The following is a 17,861-nucleotide window of genomic DNA, read 5'->3' as shown; positions in this document are numbered from 1 at the left end:
GACGTCGTCACGATGTCGTTCCTGGCCACCTGAGCCTCCCCTTGGTGAAACTCCGGACAGTCTAGTGGGGATGCAGTTGGGCCACGACGCCTTTCCTCGCAGATACCATCAAGGCAGGAATGTCACCCCGGGGCGATTTACGGCATCTTCAAGTGACTTTTCTTCCACAACGCGACACAATGGGTTGGCCGTGGGCCCTCGGGCTGCCGCCCCGAACCGTCACCGGTGACGACGCTGGTAGCGCGTCAATGTCGATGAGAAAGGACCCAGCGTGATCCCACGTGAAGAACGCGGACCAGTCCTCAACGGACTACCGACAACATTGCCTGACATCGATCCCGAGGAAACCCAGGAGTGGATTGAATCCCTCGACAAGATGGTCGAGGCTGACGGTCCCAACCGTGCCCGGATCGTGCTGCTGAAAATGCTGGAGCGGGCGCGTAGCCACGGTCATCTCGGTCTGTCGGCGCTCACCTCCACCGACTACGTCAACACCATCGCCGCCGATGACGAGGAGGAGTACCCCGGTGACGCCGAGATCGAACGGAACATCCGTCGTCTGCTGCGGTGGAACTCCGCCATCACCGTGCATCGTGCTCAGCGCCCGGGCGTCGGCGTCGGTGGCCACATCTCCACCTATGCCTCGGCAGTCACCCTCTACGAGGTCGGCCAGAACCACTTCTGGCGCGGACAGGACGCCCCCAGCGGTGGCGACCAGGTCTTCTTCCAGGGCCACGCAGCCCCGGGTATGTACGCCCGCGCCTTCCTGGAGGGACGCCTCAGCGAGGACGACCTCGATGGTTTCCGTCAGGAGAAGTCGAAGGGTGGGCAGGGCTTGCCCTCCTATCCCCACCCGCGCATGTTGCCTGATTTCTGGCAGTTTCCGACGGTGTCGATGGGCCTGGGCCCGATGGACGCCATCTACCAGGCGTCCATGAACAAGTACTTCACCAACCGCGGTGTCAAGGACTGCTCCGACCAGCACGTGTGGGCCTTCCTCGGTGACGGGGAGATGGACGAGCCCGAGTCGCGCGGCTTCCTGCAGGTGGCTGCCAACGAGGAGCTCGACAACCTCACCTTCGTCATCAACTGCAACTTGCAGCGTCTGGACGGCCCGGTGCGTGGCAATGGCAAGATCGTCCAGGAGCTTGAGGCCGTCTTCCGGGGTGCCGGCTGGAACGTCATCAAGGTCATCTGGGGATCCGGCTGGGATCCACTGCTGAAAGCTGACCGCGACGGTGCCCTCGTCGACATCATGAACAACACTCGTGACGGCGACTACCAGACCTTCAAGGCCAACGACGGAGCCTACGTCCGTGAGCATTTCTTCGGTCGCGACCCGCGCACCGCCAAGATGGTCGAGAACTGGACCGACGAGCAAATCTGGGCGCTGCGTCGTGGTGGCCACGACTACCGCAAGATCTACAACGCCTACAAGGCGGCCACTGAGTTCAGGGGAGCCCCGACCGTGGTGCTCGCCTGCACCATCAAGGGCTACGACCTCGGTACCCACTTCGCGGGCCGCAACGCGACCCACCAGATGAAGAAGCTGGCCCTCGACGACCTCAAGCAGTTTCGTGATCGTCTCGAGATCCCCATCTCCGACAAGGTTCTGGAAGCCGACCCGTACCGCCCCCCGTACTTCCACCCGGGCGCCGACGACGAGCGCATCCAGTACCTCATGGAGCGTCGTCGCGCGTTGGGCGGTTTCGTGCCGGAGCGTCGCTCCACATTCACCAGTCTGCCGATTCCCGAGCAGCAGGCCTTCGACGGCGTCAAGCGTGGATCGGGCAAGCAGGAAGTCGCCACCACCATGGCCTTCGTGCGTCTGCTCAAGGACCTCATGCGTGACAAGAACTTCGCTCCCCACGTCGTCCCGATCATCCCCGACGAGGCCCGTACCTTCGGTATGGACTCGTTCTTCCCGACGATCAAGATCTACAACCCGCACGGCCAGAACTACACCCCGGTGGACCACGAGCTCATGCTCAGCTACCGCGAGGCCAAGAACGGCCAGATCCTGCACACCGGTATCAACGAGGCCGGCTCGACGGCTGCGTTCATCGCTGCCGGCTCGGCCTACTCCACCCAGGGTGTGCCGATGGTGCCGATCTACCTGTTCTACTCGATGTTCGGATTCCAGCGCACCGGAGACTCCTTCTGGGCCGCCGGTGACCAGATGTGCAAGGGATTCCTCATCGGCGCCACCGCTGGCCGCACCACCCTGACTGGTGAGGGTACCCAGCACATGGACGGCCACTCGCCGGTCTTGGCCGCCACCAATCCGGCGGTCGTCTCCTACGACCCGGCCTTCTCCTACGAGATTTCCCACATCGTCCAGGCCGGTCTGGAGCAGATGTACGGCGAAAACGCCGAGAACGTCATGTACTACCTGACGGTCTACAACGAGCCGATCGTCCAGCCGGCCGAGCCTGAGGGAGTCGACGCCGAGGGCATCGTCAAGGGCATGTACCTGCTGTCGAAGGGTTCCTTCGAGGGTGTTGGTGAGGACGCTCGTCGCGTCCAGCTGTTGGCTTCCGGCGTTGCGGTGCCGTGGGCCCTTGAGGCTCAGAATCTCCTCAAGGACGACTTCGGTGTCGTCGCTGACGTCTGGTCGGTCACCTCGTGGAACAAGCTGCGTCGTGACGCCATGGAGACCGAGGAACACGCCTTCCTGCATCCTGAGCAGGACAAGCGCACCCCGTACATCGTGCAGCGCCTGGCTGATGCCCCGGGCCCGGTCGTCGCGGCCACCGACTACATGCGTCAGGTCCCCGACCAGATCGCTCAGTGGGTGCCGGGAGACTATGCGTCCCTGGGCGCCGATGGGTTCGGGTTCTCCGACACTCGCGCCGCTGCCCGTCGCTTCTTCCACATCGATGGACCGTCCATGGCCGTCCGAGCCCTGCAGATGCTCGCCGAGCGCGGTGAGATTCCGCAGGATTGGCCGGCCAAGGCGGCTGAGAAGTACGACCTTCTCAACGTCAACGCCGGGTCGTCCGGCAATGCCGGCGGCGACGCCTGATCGAATCTGACGACGCGGAGGTCACCCCTGAGGTGGCCTCCGCGTCTCGCATCTGGCACGCTTGTTCCAAGGCGTCTTTCGCGCCAGACGCACATACGTGAGGAAGCTGAGGATTCGTGGGAAGCGGCACCGATTTGGACAAGCTCGGTCTCGAGGCCGGGCAGGTGGTCCAGGAGCTCGGTTGGGACGATGACGTTGACGAGGACCTCCGTCAGGAGGTCATGGACATCATCGACGGCGACATGATCGAGGATTCGATCGATGCCGTCGACATCGTCTGGTTGTGGTTGCGTGCCGAAGACGGGGATGTGGCCGATGGACTGGTGGACGCCATGCGCGACCTGTCCGACGACGGTTTCATTGTGCTCGTCACCCCGAAGGTGGGACGTCCTGGCACCATCGATCCGGCAGATCTTTCCGACGGGGTCGACACCGCTGGCATGGTGCTGACGACCAGTTATGACGCCGGCGAGGACTGGCAGGCCCACAAGGTCGTGCGGCCCCGCGGTGGACGTCGTTAGCCTCCTCGGACCGAGTCGCTGACGATCCGGCACAGGCGTGTCGTGGCACGCTTCCACTGACATGCATCGGTGGCCCCGCACGGGCCACCGATTCGCGCCTTAGTCGCCGAGCATCTCGTCGAGTTCCTCCGGCGTCATGATCGGCGCTGTCTGCAACATCTTGTAGGCCGGCATGGCAAGAATGAAGGCAGCCGTTGTCGGGTCGCTGTCAAGGTCGACGCCGATCTGCTCGGTGGCCTGTCGGACCTTCGCGGCGAACTCCTCGTCGGCGGCCATCCACTCAGCCACGGTGGAATCGCGGCGCAACGGGTGGCGAACTGTCGGGGCACCGACAATGACCTCTCCGGTCAACGGAAGATCGCGACTTGACCTGCCCACCTCAACCCTGACAGTGCCTGGCTCGACGGCCCATGACTGCAGCAGGATGTCCCAGTAGGACAGGTCTCGACGAGTGAGGTCAATGGTGATCGATCGGCTCTTGCCGGGGGCCAACTCCACGCGGCGGAAGGCCTTGAGTTCGCGTACACAGCGGTTGACAGTCGCGTCGGGGAATCCCAGGTACACCTGCGGGACGGCGGAACCAGTGCGGTCACCGGTGTTGGAGATGGTGAAGGTGATGGTGAGCACCGACTCGTCCTGGGCGGTCTCGTCGGTGACGGGCCGGACGGCCAGATCGAGATCGGAGTAGTCAAAGGTCGTGTAACTCAGCCCGTGGCCGAAGGGATAGGCAACCTCGCGCTCGGTGACGTCAAGGCCGCGGTAGCCGATGTATCTGCCCTCGCCGTAGGTGACGTGCTGAAACTCTCCAGGAAAGTTCAACTGGGCAGGGATGTCGGACAGCGTCACCGCGATGGTCTCGGCGAGGTGTCCGGAGGGATTGACCTTGCCGGTCAGGACATCGACGACGCCGGATCCGCTGGCCTGTCCACCCAGCCAGCACTCGACGATGGCGTCGGCCTGGTCGTCCCACTCGGCCATGCCCACCGATGATCCATTGGAAAGGACGACGATGGTGCGGAACGCGATCTTGCTCACACAGGCCAGAAGATCGAGCTGGTCGGCCGGTAGATCGGTGTTCGTGCGGTCGTAGCCCTCGGACTCGGCGACGGCAGGCAGACCAAGGAAGAGGACGGCTGTCTTACCCCGGGCCAAGGACTCGGCGTCTTCGGCCAGACGGGGATCAGACTCGCCGGTGAGGGCGAATCCGGGAGCGAAGGGGACGTCGCCCCAGATATGGCGCAGACTGTCCAGCGCGGTGTCGACGCGAGTCGGATTGACCTTGGATGACCCCGCTCCCTGAAAACGTGGCGTGCGTGCGAACTCTCCGATGACGACGACGTCGTCCGGGCCGGTCAGTGGCAGGGCGTCCCCGTCATTCTTGAGCAACACCGCCGAGGCAGCAGCCGCCCGACGAGCCAGCTGATGATGGGCCTCGATGTCGTAGCTGCCAGGATCAGCCATAGCCGCAGACGCCTGAGCGACGAGGGTGAGAATCCGCGCCACAGCGGTGTCGAGGACCTCCTCGTCAAGATCACCGTTGCGTACCGCCTCGACGATCCGGGCATCGTTGCGGGGAGCATCGCCGGGCATTTCGAGATCGAGTCCGGCACGTAACCCTTCGACCCGATCGACGACGGCGCCCCAGTCAGAGATGACGAGACCGTCGTACCCCCATTCGTTGCGCAGTACTTGGGTCAGCAACCAGCGATTCTGGCTGCAGTAGACCCCGTTGAGGGCGTTGTAGGAGCACATCACCGTCCAGGGCTTCGCGTGCTTGACGACCATCTCGAAGGCAGGCAGGTAGATCTCGCGTAGAGTGCGTTCGTCAATCCCGGCGCTGACTCGCAGTCGGTCGGTCTCCTGGTTGTTCGCGGCGAAGTGCTTGAGCGACGTTCCGACTCCCTGGGACTGGATGCCGCGCACCAACTCGGTGGCCAGAATCCCGGCGAGAACCGGATCCTCCGAGAAATACTCGAAATTGCGTCCGCACAGTGGGGAGCGTTTCATGTTGATGCCAGGACCGAGCAGGACGGACACCGCCTCGGCTCGCGTCTCCTCACCCAGAGCCGCGCCGACATCATGGACGAGCTGCGGATCCCAGGTCGACGCCAGCCCAGAAGCAGTCGGGAAACAGGTGGCTGGGACGGAGTCATGAAAACCAGCCATGGAGCTATCGGTGACCTTGCGCAGACCATGTGGGCCATCGGTCACCATCGGGCCGGGAATCTCCAGCCTCTCGATGGCCTGGAGGTGCCAGGAATCGCCTCCGGAACACAAGGAGGCCTTCTCCTCGAGGGTGAGCTGGCAGATGAGGTCGGGGATCTCAGATGGGATCATGGTGGCTCCTTCGTCAACCTTGGGATCATTATTGTCCTCGTTTGTGACAGATGGGGGAGAGCCGATGTTCTGGCTTGTCAGGGCAGGACCATAGGGTCAGTGTCTCCAGATTGAACTGGACCAGTAGGCTAGGCGCCCTCGGCAACAGGAGGTGCGATGTCCCAGCAGTGGTGGAGCGACGGAACCGTCTATCAGATTTATCCGCGTAGCTTCGCCGACGCCAATGGTGACGGAATTGGCGACCTGGCCGGTATCCGCGACCACATCGATCACCTTGTCGAGCTCGGGGTCGACGCCGTGTGGCTCAGCCCCTTCTACCCATCCGGATTCGTTGACGGTGGATACGACGTCATCGACCTGCGCGACGTCGATCCAGTCTTCGGGACCCTCGATGACCTTGATGACCTCATCGCCGATCTGCATGCGCACGGCATCAAGGTCATCATCGACATCGTCGCCAACCACACCAGTGACCGGCATCCGTGGTTCCGGGAGGCTCTGGCATCCGGACCCGGCTCACCGGCACGGCAGCGATATCACTTCCACGACGGCGACGAGCCTCCCAGTGACTGGGTGTCGATTTTTGGTGGCTTGACGTGGACGCAGGTTCCTGACGGGCAGTGGTACTACCACTCCTTCGCACCAGAACAGCCAGATCTCAACTGGGACAACTCCGAGGTGCAGCAGGAGTTCCTCGACATCCTGCGCTTCTGGGCCGACCGAGGGGTTGACGGTTTCCGTGTTGATGCCGCGTCCCTGTTGGCCAAGGATCTCCACGAACCGCTCCCCTCCAAGGCGGACCTGGACGCATGGCCCATCGGCGAGGACCACCCTCTGCAGGATCGCGACGCCACCATCGAGATCTTCCATTCCTGGCGACGGCTCCTGGATTCCTTCGACCCGCCTCGCGCTGCGGTGGCCGAGGCAACGGTCCCGGCGGCTCGCTTGCCCCGGTACACCGACCCCTCCTCCTTGGGCCAGGCCTTCTTCTTTGATCTGTTGTCCGCCGAGTACGATGCGGAAGTCTTTGCCGACGTCATCGACCGGTGCATCACGGCCGCATCGGGATCGTCGGTGACTTGGGTGCTCAACAACCACGACACCGTCAGGTCGGCCAGCCGATACGGCACGGTCTATCCGGGGCTGGGTGAGAACGGCTGGCCCATCCGCAAATACGGCGGGGACTGGTTACAGGCCGGTGGCGACCCGGCGATGTGTGATGCGGCCCAAGGCCTACGCCGGGCGAGGGCCGCCGCTCTGGTGATGCTGGCCTTGCCCGGTTCGGCCTACCTCTATCAAGGTGAGGAATTGGGTCTGCAGGAGGTTGCTGAGATCCCGGTCGACCAGCGTCAGGACCCAACATTCTTCCGTCGCGGTGACGAGGAGGTCGGGCGGGACGGTTGCCGCGTCCCCCTGCCGTGGGAACCGATCGGGCCTTCCTACGGATTCGGGCCGGCAGGGCCCCACCTACCGCAGCCGCTGTGGTTCTCCCACTACGCCGTCTCGACGCAGAGAAACGACCCCGCCTCAACCCTGACGATGTATCGCGACGCGCTGCGGCTGCGCAAGGAGATCATTGGTAACGATGACCTGATCTGGACCAGTCACGGCGAGAACGACGTCCTGGCCTTTCGGCGAGGGGAGTGGCTCATCGTCTCCAATTTCGGTGATGACCCCAGCCCGCTCCCCGGGGGTACCGTCGAACTGGCCTCGGGCATCGTCACGGATGAGCTCCCGGGGGAGACGACGGTGTGGGTTCGTCGCTGAGATCGGTCAGGTACCGCGTCTCGAATCCCAGCGGCTGAGCATCGAGACTGGTGTCCTTGCACTGTGCCAATCCTGAGTCGTGACCACTATCCCGTAACGATCGTGGCGGGCAGCGATGTGACGAGGTCCTGGACACTTGCTCCCACCACGGCTGACTGTCGGTACGCTGAGACCATGGCAGTGAGTACCTATGTGGCAGCTCAGGATCGCTACGACACCATGGAATACCGAGGTTGTGGGACTAGCGGCTTGCTGCTGCCTGCCATCTCCCTGGGGCTGTGGCACAACTTCGGAGATGTTCACCCAGGGGCCACCCAGCGTGCCGTACTGCGTCGCGCCTTCGACCGTGGCATCACCCACTTCGACCTTGCCAACAACTACGGCCCGCCCTACGGACAGGCAGAGATCAACTTCGGTCGTATCATGGCCACCGACTTCAAGCCCTACCGTGACGAACTCATCATCAGCTCCAAGGCGGGTTACGACATGTGGCCCGGCCCCTACGGGCAGGGCGGCGGCTCCCGCAAGTACCTCATCGCCTCCTGCGACCAGTCCCTCAAACGCATGGGTCTGGACTACGTCGACATCTTCTACTCCCACCGCTTCGACCCGGACACCCCGCTCGAGGAGACCATGGGGGCCCTCGACCACATCGTCCGCTCCGGACGTGCCCTCTACGTCGGCATCTCCTCCTACGATCCCGAGCAAACCGAGAAGGCAGCCGCCATCGCCCGCGACCTCGGCACCCCGCTTCTCATCCACCAACCGCGCTACAACATGTTCGACCGCTGGATCGAGGACGGCCTCGTCGACACCTGTGAGCAGGAGGGGATGGGCATCATCTGTTTCTCCCCGTTGGCCCAGGGAATCCTCACCGACAAGTACCTCCGGGGCATCCCGGCTCAGTCCCGTGCCGGCATGGGAGCGGTGTCTCTGCGCCCCGAGCAGATCGACGACGCCACCCGCGCCGCCGTCTCGGCCCTCAACGAGATCGCCAAGAACCGCGACCAGACCCTCGCTCAGATGGCCCTGTCGTGGATCCTGCGGGACTCCCGCATCACCAGCGTCCTCGTCGGCGCCTCCTCGGTGCCGCAGCTGGACTCCGACATTGACGCGCTGGGAGCGACGCCGTTCACCGACGACGAGAGGGTGAACATCGAGTCGGTGCTCGCCGATCACGCCTGCTGAGATAACTCAGCCTGGACCGTGCTACGCTCCTAGCGACGCCCTTTAATGGCGATCCCGTGAGGTCGCGAAGGTCGTGCCAACAGGTGACTGCGCATGTGCGCGTCATCCGGTGTGCTCCACCCTCGCACCCGCGGTGTCCAGCGGTAGGAGCCTGTTATGCAACTCACCCAGTCATCCGGCCCAGTCACCGTCCTCGACTCCAAGGCGTTGGAGCGGGCGCTGACGAGAATCTGTTACGAAATCGTCGAGCGCAACGAGGGGCTCGACCAGTTGGTCATCGTCGGTATTCGCACCCGCGGCGCGTACCTGGCACAGCGTATGGCCACCAAGTTGTCGTCCCTGAGTGATGTTGATGTGCCCGTCAGTGAGCTGGACATCACCTTGTACCGGGACGACCTCGATCCCAATGAGCACCGCGAGCGTCCACAGAATCCGGTGCTGTCGGGCAACAACGTCCCGACCAACCTGGCTGGCAAGACGGTCGTCCTCGTCGACGATGTTCTCTTCACCGGTCGCACCGTGCGAGCTGCCCTCGACGCCCTGCTCGACACCGGTCGCCCCGATCGCATCCTGCTGGCCGTCATGGTCGACCGAGGTCACCGCGAGCTCCCGGTCCGTGCCGACTTCGTCGGAAAGAACATCCCCACCTCGCTGAGCGAGGCCGTCGACGTCCACGTCGCCGAAGTTGATGGCGAGGACGCCGTCACCATTCGAAAGGTGGCCTCCCGATGAGTGCTGAGGTCGTTGAGGAGTTCGACGTCGACCACTCCGGACGTCACTTCCTGTCCGTGGAGGACATGTCCAATGACGACGTCATGAAGATCATCGATCGTGGACGTCAGTTCAAGGCTGGCGAGGCCGCGCGTGTCGCGCCCGGTCACGTAGCCATCAACATGTTCTTCGAGAACTCCACCCGAACCATGACGAGCTTCCAGATGGCCGAGCACCGCCTGGGGATGAAAGTCCTGGACTTCGATCCGGGGCACTCCAGCGTCACCAAGGGTGAGAGCCTCTACGACTCGGTGCGTACGGTCGACGCCATCGGCGCTGAGGTGGCCGTCATCCGCCACTCCACCAACCACTACTACGACTACCTGCTGGCGACCGGGATGCTCGGCCTGTCGGTCGTCAATGGTGGTGACGGCTCTGGCCAGCACCCCAGCCAGTGCATGCTCGACCTCATGACCATCGCCGAGGAATTCGGACACATCGATGGCCTGACGGTCTCCATCAGTGGTGACATCGCCCACTCACGAGTGGCTCGTTCCGATGCCCAGATCCTCGTGCGACTGGGTGCCAACGTCGTCTTCACCGGACCGCGCGAGTGGATGGACCACGACGTCACCAGGCTTGGCACGATGGCCACCCTCGACGAGGTCATTTCCGACGTTGACGTCGCCATGATGCTGCGAGTCCAGCACGAGAGGTTCGACGCCGGCCCGGACTTCTCCGCCACCGACTACCTGCAGGCTTTCGGCCTCACCGATGAGCGGGCGGAGCGGATGAAGCCGAATGCGATCATCATGCACCCGGCTCCTGTGAACCGCGGATGTGAGATCTCTGGTCACCTCGTGGAGGCCCCCTCGTCTCGTATTTTTGAGCAGATGCGGAACGGAGTCATGGTACGAACGGCCATTCTGGAACAGGTGCTGCAAGCCAGGGAGGCGAGGTGAGCCGAAGAGTCCTCCTCACTCACTTGACGATGCTGGAGGGAGCCACTCCGGTTCCCTCCCAGCTCCTCGTCCGCGATGACCGGATCGAAGCCATGTCACGGGGGCGTCGCAAGGCCCTCGATGGGGCGGACGCCGAGGTCATCGACCTGGGTGGGGCTCTCGTGACTCCCGGCATGGTCGACCTGCACGTCCATCTGCGCGAGCCAGGACAGGAGTACAAGGAGACCATCGCATCCGGTACTGCTGCCGCAGCCCGAGGCGGATGGACGACGATCTGCGCGATGCCGAACACTGTGCCCGACCCGCACACCTCTGAGCTCATGGCCGACCTCAAGCGCAAGATCGACGAGTCAGCCCTGGTACGAGTGCGTCCCATCGCTCCCATCACCGTCGGGCTGACCAGTACCGATCTGGTCGATGTCGGTGCCTTGACCCAGGCTGGGGCCATTGCCTTCTCCAATGACGGCAAGGGAGTCCAGCTGGCCGGGACGATGTATGACGCCATGCGCGCTGCCGCCGAGGTGGGTCGTCCCATCGCCGCCCACGCCGAGGACGAGTCCTTGGTACGTGGCGGAGTCATCAATGACGGACGCCGGGCCCGAGAACTCGGTCTGCCGCCCATGACTCGCCTCACCGAGACCGTCCAGGTGGCTCGCGACGTCGTGATCGCCGAGGCCACCGGAGCCCATTACCACTTGTGTCACGCCTCGACCAGGCAGTCGATTCGCACCTTGAGTCGTGGCCGGGAGGACGGGGCAGACGTCACTGGCGAGGCAGCCCCGCATCATCTGCTGCTGGCCGACGACGACATCCCCAGCGACGACGGGTTCTACAAGATGAATCCGCCGCTTCGCACCCGCGACGACGTCGACGCCATGGTCGACGGGTTGTGTGACGGCACCTTGACCTGTATCGCCACCGACAATGCCCCCCATGCTGCCGCCGAGAAGGACTGCTCCTTCCGCAGTGCCGCCTTCGGTGTCATCACGAACGAGCACACCTTCGCCCTGCTGTACACGAACTTCGTGCTGAACCGGCGATTCCGCCTGGATCAGCTGGTTGACTGGCTCACCGTCGGGCCTGCGGACACCTTCGGGCTGGCCGAAGCAGGACGACTGCGAGTGGGCGGACCGGCCGACCTGGCCGCCTTCGACCTGCAGACCCAGACGACGATCATCCCCGAGGAGGGAGCCGGTATGGGACGCAACACCCCCTTCGCCGGTCGCCCCGTCCTCGGTGACTGCGTGCTGACGATGGTCGGTGGTCGGACGGTGCACCGACGAGGACAGCAGATCGGCAAGACTGATGACCACGAGATGGGAGATCCGCAATGAGCAGACGCACCCTGTTGCTGGCCGATGGGACGAGCTACCAGGGGGAGGCCTTCGGGGCTGACCGTGAGGTGAGTGCCGAGGTCGTCTTTACCACCGGGATGACCGGTTATCAGGAGACCCTCACCGATCAGTCCTACAACGGACAGATCGTGACCTTCACCTACCCTCTCATCGGAAACTGCGGCATCAACCGCGACGACATGGAGTCCCTCTTTCCGACGACCGCCGGGGTCATCTGCCGAGAGGTGCCGAGATTGGCCAGCAACTGGCGAAACCGGCGCACCCTTGACGAGTTCCTCACCACCCATGGCATTCCTGGCCTGGCCGGCATCGACACGCGTGCCCTGGTGCGACGACTGCGTAACGAGGGGGTCATGAAGGGGGTCCTGCTCGGTCCCGACGCTGACCTTGACGCCCAGCAGGAGAAGTTGCGCGACACCCAGCTTCCCACCGACCAGATCGCTCAGGTCTCCACCCGCACCGCCTACCCGTCGCCGCTGGGTGGACGCAGCGTGGTGCTCTTCGACTTCGGCCTCAAGCACTCCATCCTGCGCGAGCTCAGCAAGCGCGGATGCGCCGTCACCGTGGTGCCCTGGAACATCTCGGCCGACCGGGTGCGTGCCCTGGCCCCCGACGGCATCATGCTGTCGAACGGTCCCGGCGACCCGAAGTCGATCCCGCAGGTCCAGGACGTTGTGCGTGAGCTCCAGGAGGAATACCCGGTCCTCGGCATCTGCATGGGCCACCAGGTCTTCGCCCTGGCCAACGGTGCTGACACCTACAAGCTGCCCTTCGGACACCGTGGCTTCAACCACCCGGTGCGCGAACTTTCCACCGGACGGATCGACTTCACCAGCCAGAACCACGGATACGCCGTCGATCCCGACTCAGTGGCCGGTACCGAGCTGGAGATCACCCACATCGAGATCAATGACGAGACGGTCATGGGTGTGCGTCACGCCCGGCTCGGATCCTTCTCGGTGCAGTACCACCCTGACGCGGCCGCCGGGCCGCACGACGCAGCCCACGTCTTCGACGACTTCGTGGCACTCATGGACGCCAATCACTCTGGAGGCCAGAACTGATGCCCCGCCGCACCGACCTGCATCGTGTCCTCGTCATCGGATCCGGTCCGATCATCATCGGTCAGGCTGCCGAGTTCGACTACGCCGGCACCCAAGCCTGCCTGGCCCTCAAGGAGGAGGGGTACGAGGTCATCCTCGTCAACTCCAATCCGGCGACGATCATGACCGACCGTGACATCGCCGACAAGGTCTACATCGAGCCGATCACCTTGGAGTTCGTCTCCTCGATCCTGCGTCGGGAGCGTCCCGACGCCATCGTCCCCACCCTGGGCGGTCAGACCGGCCTCAACATGGCCACCGACCTGGCCAGGTCCGGGATCCTCGAGGAGTTGGGCATCGAGCTGCTTGGCACCAAGCTCTCCGCCATCGAGAGGGCCGAGGACCGTGATCTGTTCAAGCAGCTCATGGACGAGCTGGGCCAGCCGGTGCCCGCGTCCGAGATCGTCCACACCGTCGAAGAGGCGGTCGAGGTGGGCAACTCCATCGGTTACCCGCTCATCGTCCGTCCTGCCTACACCCTCGGTGGTACCGGCGGCGGCATCTGCCGTGACGAGGCTGAACTGGTACGCGTCGTCGGGAAGGGACTGGAGCTCTCCCCGGTCACCGAGTGCCTGGTCGAGCAGTCGATCGCGGGGTACAAGGAGATCGAGTACGAGATGATGCGCGATGGCGCAGACAACGCCATGGTGGTCTGCACCATGGAGAACTTCGACCCGGTCGGCGTCCACACCGGCGATTCCATCGTTTTCGCCCCCACCCAGACCCTCACTGACGTCGAACATGAGATGCTGCGTGACGCGTCGATCGAGATCGTCCGGGCGCTGGGCATCGAGGGCGGCTGCAACGTCCAGCTCGCCCTGGATCCTGAGTCTTTCCAGTACTACGTCATCGAGGTCAACCCGCGCGTCTCGCGGTCCTCGGCCCTGGCGTCCAAGGCCACCGGCTACCCGATCGCCAAGATTGCGGCGAAGATCGCCGTCGGTATGACCCTCGACGAGATCCGCAACCCTGTCACCGGGACGACCTGGTCGATGTTCGAGCCCATGCTCGACTACGTCGTCGCCAAGATTCCGCGCTGGCCCTTCGACAAGTTCGCACGGGCCGATCGTCGCCTCGGCACCCAGATGAAGGCCACCGGCGAGGTCATGGCCCTGGGCCGCACCATCGAGGAATCCCTGCTCAAGGCAGTGCGTTCCTTGGAAATCGGGGTCGACCACATCGCGCTGCGTGATGTCGCGGACCTGCCCGACGATGTCCTCGAGGAACGCCTGCTGCACGCCCGTGACGACCGGCTCTTCTGTCTGGCCGAGGCGATCCGCCGCGGACGCACGGTGCACGAACTCCACCAGCAGACCAAGATCGACGTCTTCTTCCTCGACAAGATCGCCCACATCCTCGAGATCGAGGAGAGGCTGCGAGCTTGCCCCGACGATCCGGAAACCCTCTGGATCGCCAAGCGCAATGGCTTCTCCGACGCGGCCGTCGCCCGGTCCTGGGGCACGACCGCCGACGAGGTGCGTACCCGTCGGGTCGAGACCGGGATCACGCCCATTTACAAGATGGTCGACACCTGCGCCGGCGAGTTCGACTCCTCGACTCCGTACTTCTACTCGACCTACGAGGTGGAGAACGAGTCGGTGAGGTCGGATCGGCCCAGCGTCCTGGTGCTGGGCTCCGGACCGATCCGCATCGGCCAGGGCATCGAGTTCGATTACGCCACCGTGCATTCGGTCAAGGCCATCCAGGCTGCCGGGTACGAGGCGATCATCATGAATTCCAACCCGGAGACGGTTTCCACCGACTTCTCGATCTCTGACAAGCTGTACTTCGAGCCCCTCACCATCGAGGACGTCATGAACGTCATCGACCTCGAACAGCCAGAGGGGGTCATCGTCCAATTCGGTGGCCAGACGGCGATCAACCTTGCGGGCCCGCTGGAGGCCGCCGGAGTGCCGATCCTGGGCACCCAGCTGGCCGACCTCGACCGCGCCGAGGACCGTGAGGGATTTGAGTCCCTGCTGGCCGAGCTGGGGATCCCACAGGCCCCAGGCGGTACCGCACGCTCTACCAATGAAGCCCTGGCGGTTGCCGAGGAGCTCGGATACCCGGTGCTGGTGCGTCCCTCCTACGTTATTGGGGGTCGCGCCATGGCCATCGTGACGAGCGCCGAGGAGCTCAAGCGCTACATGCGCGACGCCGTCCACGCGAGCCCTGACAAGCCAGTGTTGGTGGACCGCTACCTCAATGGTCTGGAGTGTGAGGTCGACGCCATCTGTGACGGTACCGATGTCCTCATTCCCGGTATCATGGAGCACATCGAGCGTGCGGGCGTGCACTCCGGCGACTCGATGGCCGTCTACCCACCGCAGCGGATGAGCCAGAAGGTCACCGACCGGATCGTCGAGGTGACGACGAAGCTGGCCCTGGGGCTCAACACCAGGGGGATCCTCAACATCCAGTTCGTCATCGCCAAGGATCCTGCCGATGGCGAGGACACCGTGTACGTCATCGAGGCCAATCCTCGTGCATCGCGCACCGTGCCCTTCCTGTCCAAGGTCACCGGCGTGTCGATGGCTGAGGTGGCCACCCGGATCATCCTCAAGGAGAAACTGTCGGACCTCAGTCTGCAGCCCGGATTGCTGCCGGTGCCCACACGCATCCACGTCAAATCCCCGGTCTTCAGCTTCTCCAAGCTCGACCTGGTCGACTCGCACCTGGGCCCTGAGATGAAGTCGACCGGCGAGGTCATGGGTTCCGACGACACCGTCGAGAAGGCGCTGTACAAGGTCTTCGAGGCCGCCAGTCTGCACCTCCCCGAGTACGGCAAGATCCTCATCACGGTGGCCGATGACGCCAAGCCCGAGGCCCTCGCCCTGGCCCGCCGCTTCGACCGGATTGGATTCCAGCTCGTCGGCACCAAGGGCACTGCGCGATTCTTCGACGAGGGTGGCTTGCGGATCGACGCGGCCGAGAAGATCGGGTCGGGGGAGGCCGGTTCCACCGAGTCCGTCCTCGACCTCATCAACCGCAACGGTTGCGACGCCGTCATCAACGTCATGGGTAATGGCCAGGAGACCATCATCGACGGAAAGCAGATACGTCGTGAGGCCATCGCTCGCGGCATCCCGCTGTTCACCTCTCTCGACACCGCTGCGGCTATCTGTCGGGTGATGGAGTCGCGAGTCTTCTCGACGGAGTCGATCTGATGAGTGATACGACGGAGCTGTGCCAGGCCCCTCAGCTGATGGAACTGTCGGATCGTCGGGAGATCGCCGCCGGAGTGTACGCGGTGCGCCTCATCCCTGACCAGCCGATGCCCAGAGTCGTTCCGGGGACCTTCCTCGACCTGCTGCTCGGTGGACTGCACGTGCTGCGTCGGCCACTGTCCATCGCTGACGCCGACGAGGGGGGATACACCCTCATCTTCCGGGTGGTCGGTCGAGGGACCGACGAGCTGTCACGGGCGCCTCTCGGGGCAAGAATGGATGTTTTCGGCCCCCTGGGACACGGATTCGACCCCGACGCCGTGCATCCAGGCCAGCGCGCCCTGCTCGTGGGGGGAGGTGTGGGCATCCCGCCGCTGTACCTGCTCGGTCGTTGCCTCGTCGAGCGTGGCGTCCAGGTGCAGTTCCGACTTGGATTCCGGGACCGTAACGACATCTTCTGGGTCGACGAGTTCTCCCAGCTGGGCGAGGTGCTCATCTCCACCGACGACGGCTCGGTGGGGACGAAGGGGACCGTTGCCCAGATCGCCGAGACCGACGCAGCGCGACGGTTCGCCCCCGACATCGTGCAGGCCTGTGGGCCCACCCCGATGCTGAAGTGGGTGAGGTCGGCGCTGGCACCGACGGTGCGTACCCAACTCTCCTTGGAAGAGAGGATGGCCTGCGCGGTGGGTGCCTGCTACGCCTGTGTCATCTCGGACGCGAGACATCCCGATCACCAGTTCCGGGTCTGTTACGACGGACCGGTGTTCGAGGCCGAGGAGGTCGTGCTGTGAACAGATTGGCCGTCTGCCTGCCGGGCCTGGAGCTCAAGAATCCGATCATGCCCGCCAGTGGGTGTTTCGGGTTCGGCGCCGAGTACGCCCAGTACTACGACCTGTCAGTGCTGGGATCGATCATGGTCAAGGCGACCACCGTCGAGCCGCGTCCTGGCAACCCGGTTCCCAGGGTCGCCGAGACGCCAGGCGGGATGCTCAATGCCATCGGTCTGCAGAATCCGGGGCTCGACGTCGTCATGGCCGAAAAGCTGCCGTGGCTGGCCGAGCACTTCCCGGACCTGCCGATCATCGCGAACGTTGCCGGGTACACCACCGAGGACTACGTCAAGGTTTCCGAGGTCACCTCGACAGCCCCGAACGTTGCAGCCCTGGAGATCAACATCTCCTGCCCCAACGTCAAGCGCGGCGGGATCACCTTTGGCACCAATGCGGCCGCCGCCCATGACTTGACGAGGGCTGTCGTCGCGGCCGCCGGCGTGCCGGTCTACGTCAAGCTGTCTCCCAACGTCACCGACATCACCGAGATCGCCCGGGCGGTCGCCGACGCCGGGGCTGATGGCTTGACCCTCATCAACACCCTCACCGGTATGCGGATCAACCTGGGATGGCGAAAGCCCGTCATCGCCAATGGCACGGGCGGGCTCTCCGGCCCAGCCGTCCTTCCCATCGCAGTGCGCATGATCGACGCCGTCACCAGAGCCGTCGACATTCCCGTCATCGGGATGGGTGGGGTGACGACCAGCGCCGATGCGCTGGAACTCATGATGGCCGGAGCCTCGGCCGTCGCAGTCGGCACCGCCAACTTCACCGATCCACTGGCCTGCCCCAAGATCATCGAGGGACTCGAGCCGCTCATGGACGACCTGCACATCTCCAGCCTCGAGGATCTTCGTACCGAGGTCCGTCGGTCTCGATGATCATCGACCAC

Annotated in this window: 12 protein-coding genes; 11 read left to right on the top strand and 1 reads right to left on the bottom strand. The window is 64.1% G+C overall.

Annotated features, from left to right (window positions below; all coding sequences use genetic code 11):
• The first annotated feature begins 271 nt into the window (after positions 1–271).
• On the top strand, positions 272–3,025 hold the full coding sequence (gene aceE / locus ACSJJT_RS01910; protein ID WP_435916683.1) for a pyruvate dehydrogenase (acetyl-transferring), homodimeric type: 2,754 nt from the start codon (positions 272–274) through the stop codon (positions 3,023–3,025).
• A gap of 116 nt (positions 3,026–3,141) precedes the next feature.
• Positions 3,142–3,546, top strand: coding sequence for a DUF3052 domain-containing protein (locus tag ACSJJT_RS01905; protein ID WP_435916682.1), 405 nt, complete (start codon positions 3,142–3,144; stop codon positions 3,544–3,546).
• A 99-nt stretch (positions 3,547–3,645) separates the two neighbouring features.
• Here the strand turns inward: ACSJJT_RS01905 and ACSJJT_RS01900 are convergent, their stop codons facing one another.
• Positions 3,646–5,883, bottom strand: coding sequence for a glycoside hydrolase family 3 C-terminal domain-containing protein (locus ACSJJT_RS01900; protein ID WP_435916681.1), 2,238 nt, complete (start codon positions 5,881–5,883; stop codon positions 3,646–3,648).
• Between the two features lie 156 nt (positions 5,884–6,039).
• Here ACSJJT_RS01900 and ACSJJT_RS01895 point away from each other — a divergent pair, with 156 nt between their 5' ends.
• From ACSJJT_RS01895 to ACSJJT_RS01855, 9 genes are all read left to right on the top strand, one after another.
• Positions 6,040–7,650, top strand: a complete 1,611-nt coding sequence (locus tag ACSJJT_RS01895) for a glycoside hydrolase family 13 protein (RefSeq protein WP_435916679.1) — start codon at positions 6,040–6,042, stop codon at positions 7,648–7,650.
• A 174-nt stretch (positions 7,651–7,824) separates the two neighbouring features.
• The gene (gene mgrA / locus ACSJJT_RS01890; protein ID WP_435916678.1) at positions 7,825–8,838 is read left to right on the top strand and encodes an L-glyceraldehyde 3-phosphate reductase; all 1,014 of its coding nucleotides are present in this window, start codon (positions 7,825–7,827) and stop codon (positions 8,836–8,838) included.
• Positions 8,839–8,994: 156 nt separating this feature from the next.
• Positions 8,995–9,570, top strand: a complete 576-nt coding sequence (gene pyrR / locus ACSJJT_RS01885; protein ID WP_435916677.1) for a bifunctional pyr operon transcriptional regulator/uracil phosphoribosyltransferase PyrR — start codon at positions 8,995–8,997, stop codon at positions 9,568–9,570.
• Positions 9,567–10,511 (top strand): aspartate carbamoyltransferase catalytic subunit, encoded by a 945-nt coding sequence (locus ACSJJT_RS01880; protein ID WP_435916676.1) that lies wholly within the window; start codon positions 9,567–9,569, stop codon positions 10,509–10,511. The genes pyrR and ACSJJT_RS01880 overlap by 4 nt, the downstream gene beginning before the upstream one ends.
• Positions 10,508–11,845 carry a dihydroorotase gene (locus ACSJJT_RS01875; protein WP_435916675.1) on the top strand — a complete coding sequence of 446 codons (1,338 nt, stop codon included), beginning with the start codon at positions 10,508–10,510 and terminating at the stop codon, positions 11,843–11,845. Before ACSJJT_RS01880 ends, ACSJJT_RS01875 begins: the two co-directional genes overlap by 4 nt.
• Positions 11,842–12,930 carry a carbamoyl phosphate synthase small subunit gene (locus ACSJJT_RS01870; RefSeq protein WP_435916674.1) on the top strand — a complete coding sequence of 363 codons (1,089 nt, stop codon included), beginning with the start codon at positions 11,842–11,844 and terminating at the stop codon, positions 12,928–12,930. The genes ACSJJT_RS01875 and ACSJJT_RS01870 overlap by 4 nt, the downstream gene beginning before the upstream one ends.
• A complete protein-coding gene (carB, locus tag ACSJJT_RS01865) occupies positions 12,930–16,136 on the top strand; it encodes a carbamoyl-phosphate synthase large subunit (protein ID WP_435916673.1) in 3,207 nt (1,068 codons plus the stop codon). The genes ACSJJT_RS01870 and carB overlap by 1 nt, the downstream gene beginning before the upstream one ends.
• Positions 16,136–16,930, top strand: coding sequence for a dihydroorotate dehydrogenase electron transfer subunit (locus tag ACSJJT_RS01860; protein ID WP_435916672.1), 795 nt, complete (start codon positions 16,136–16,138; stop codon positions 16,928–16,930). Before carB ends, ACSJJT_RS01860 begins: the two co-directional genes overlap by 1 nt.
• Entirely contained in the window at positions 16,927–17,850 is a 924-nt protein-coding gene (locus ACSJJT_RS01855; RefSeq protein WP_435916671.1) for a dihydroorotate dehydrogenase, read from the top strand. Before ACSJJT_RS01860 ends, ACSJJT_RS01855 begins: the two co-directional genes overlap by 4 nt.
• Positions 17,851–17,861 lie beyond the last annotated feature (11 nt).

It is taken from the genome of Cutibacterium nasicola (assembly GCF_051303185.1).
Lineage (GTDB): Bacteria > Actinomycetota > Actinomycetes > Propionibacteriales > Propionibacteriaceae > Cutibacterium.
This window is presented reverse-complemented; position numbering and strand designations above follow the sequence as displayed.

Bases quoted from the DNA above. Each gene is read 5' to 3' on its own strand.
- ACSJJT_RS01900 (WP_435916681.1), bottom strand. From the start codon at position 5,883: ATGATCCCATCTGAGATCCCCGACCTCATCTGCCAGCTCACCCTCGAG.
- ACSJJT_RS01895 (WP_435916679.1), top strand. From the start codon at position 6,040: ATGTCCCAGCAGTGGTGGAGCGACGGAACCGTCTATCAGATTTATCCG.
- mgrA (WP_435916678.1), top strand. From the start codon at position 7,825: ATGGCAGTGAGTACCTATGTGGCAGCTCAGGATCGCTACGACACCATG.
- pyrR (WP_435916677.1), top strand. From the start codon at position 8,995: ATGCAACTCACCCAGTCATCCGGCCCAGTCACCGTCCTCGACTCCAAG.
- ACSJJT_RS01880 (WP_435916676.1), top strand. From the start codon at position 9,567: ATGAGTGCTGAGGTCGTTGAGGAGTTCGACGTCGACCACTCCGGACGT.
- ACSJJT_RS01870 (WP_435916674.1), top strand. From the start codon at position 11,842: ATGAGCAGACGCACCCTGTTGCTGGCCGATGGGACGAGCTACCAGGGG.
- carB (WP_435916673.1), top strand. From the start codon at position 12,930: ATGCCCCGCCGCACCGACCTGCATCGTGTCCTCGTCATCGGATCCGGT.
- ACSJJT_RS01860 (WP_435916672.1), top strand. From the start codon at position 16,136: ATGAGTGATACGACGGAGCTGTGCCAGGCCCCTCAGCTGATGGAACTG.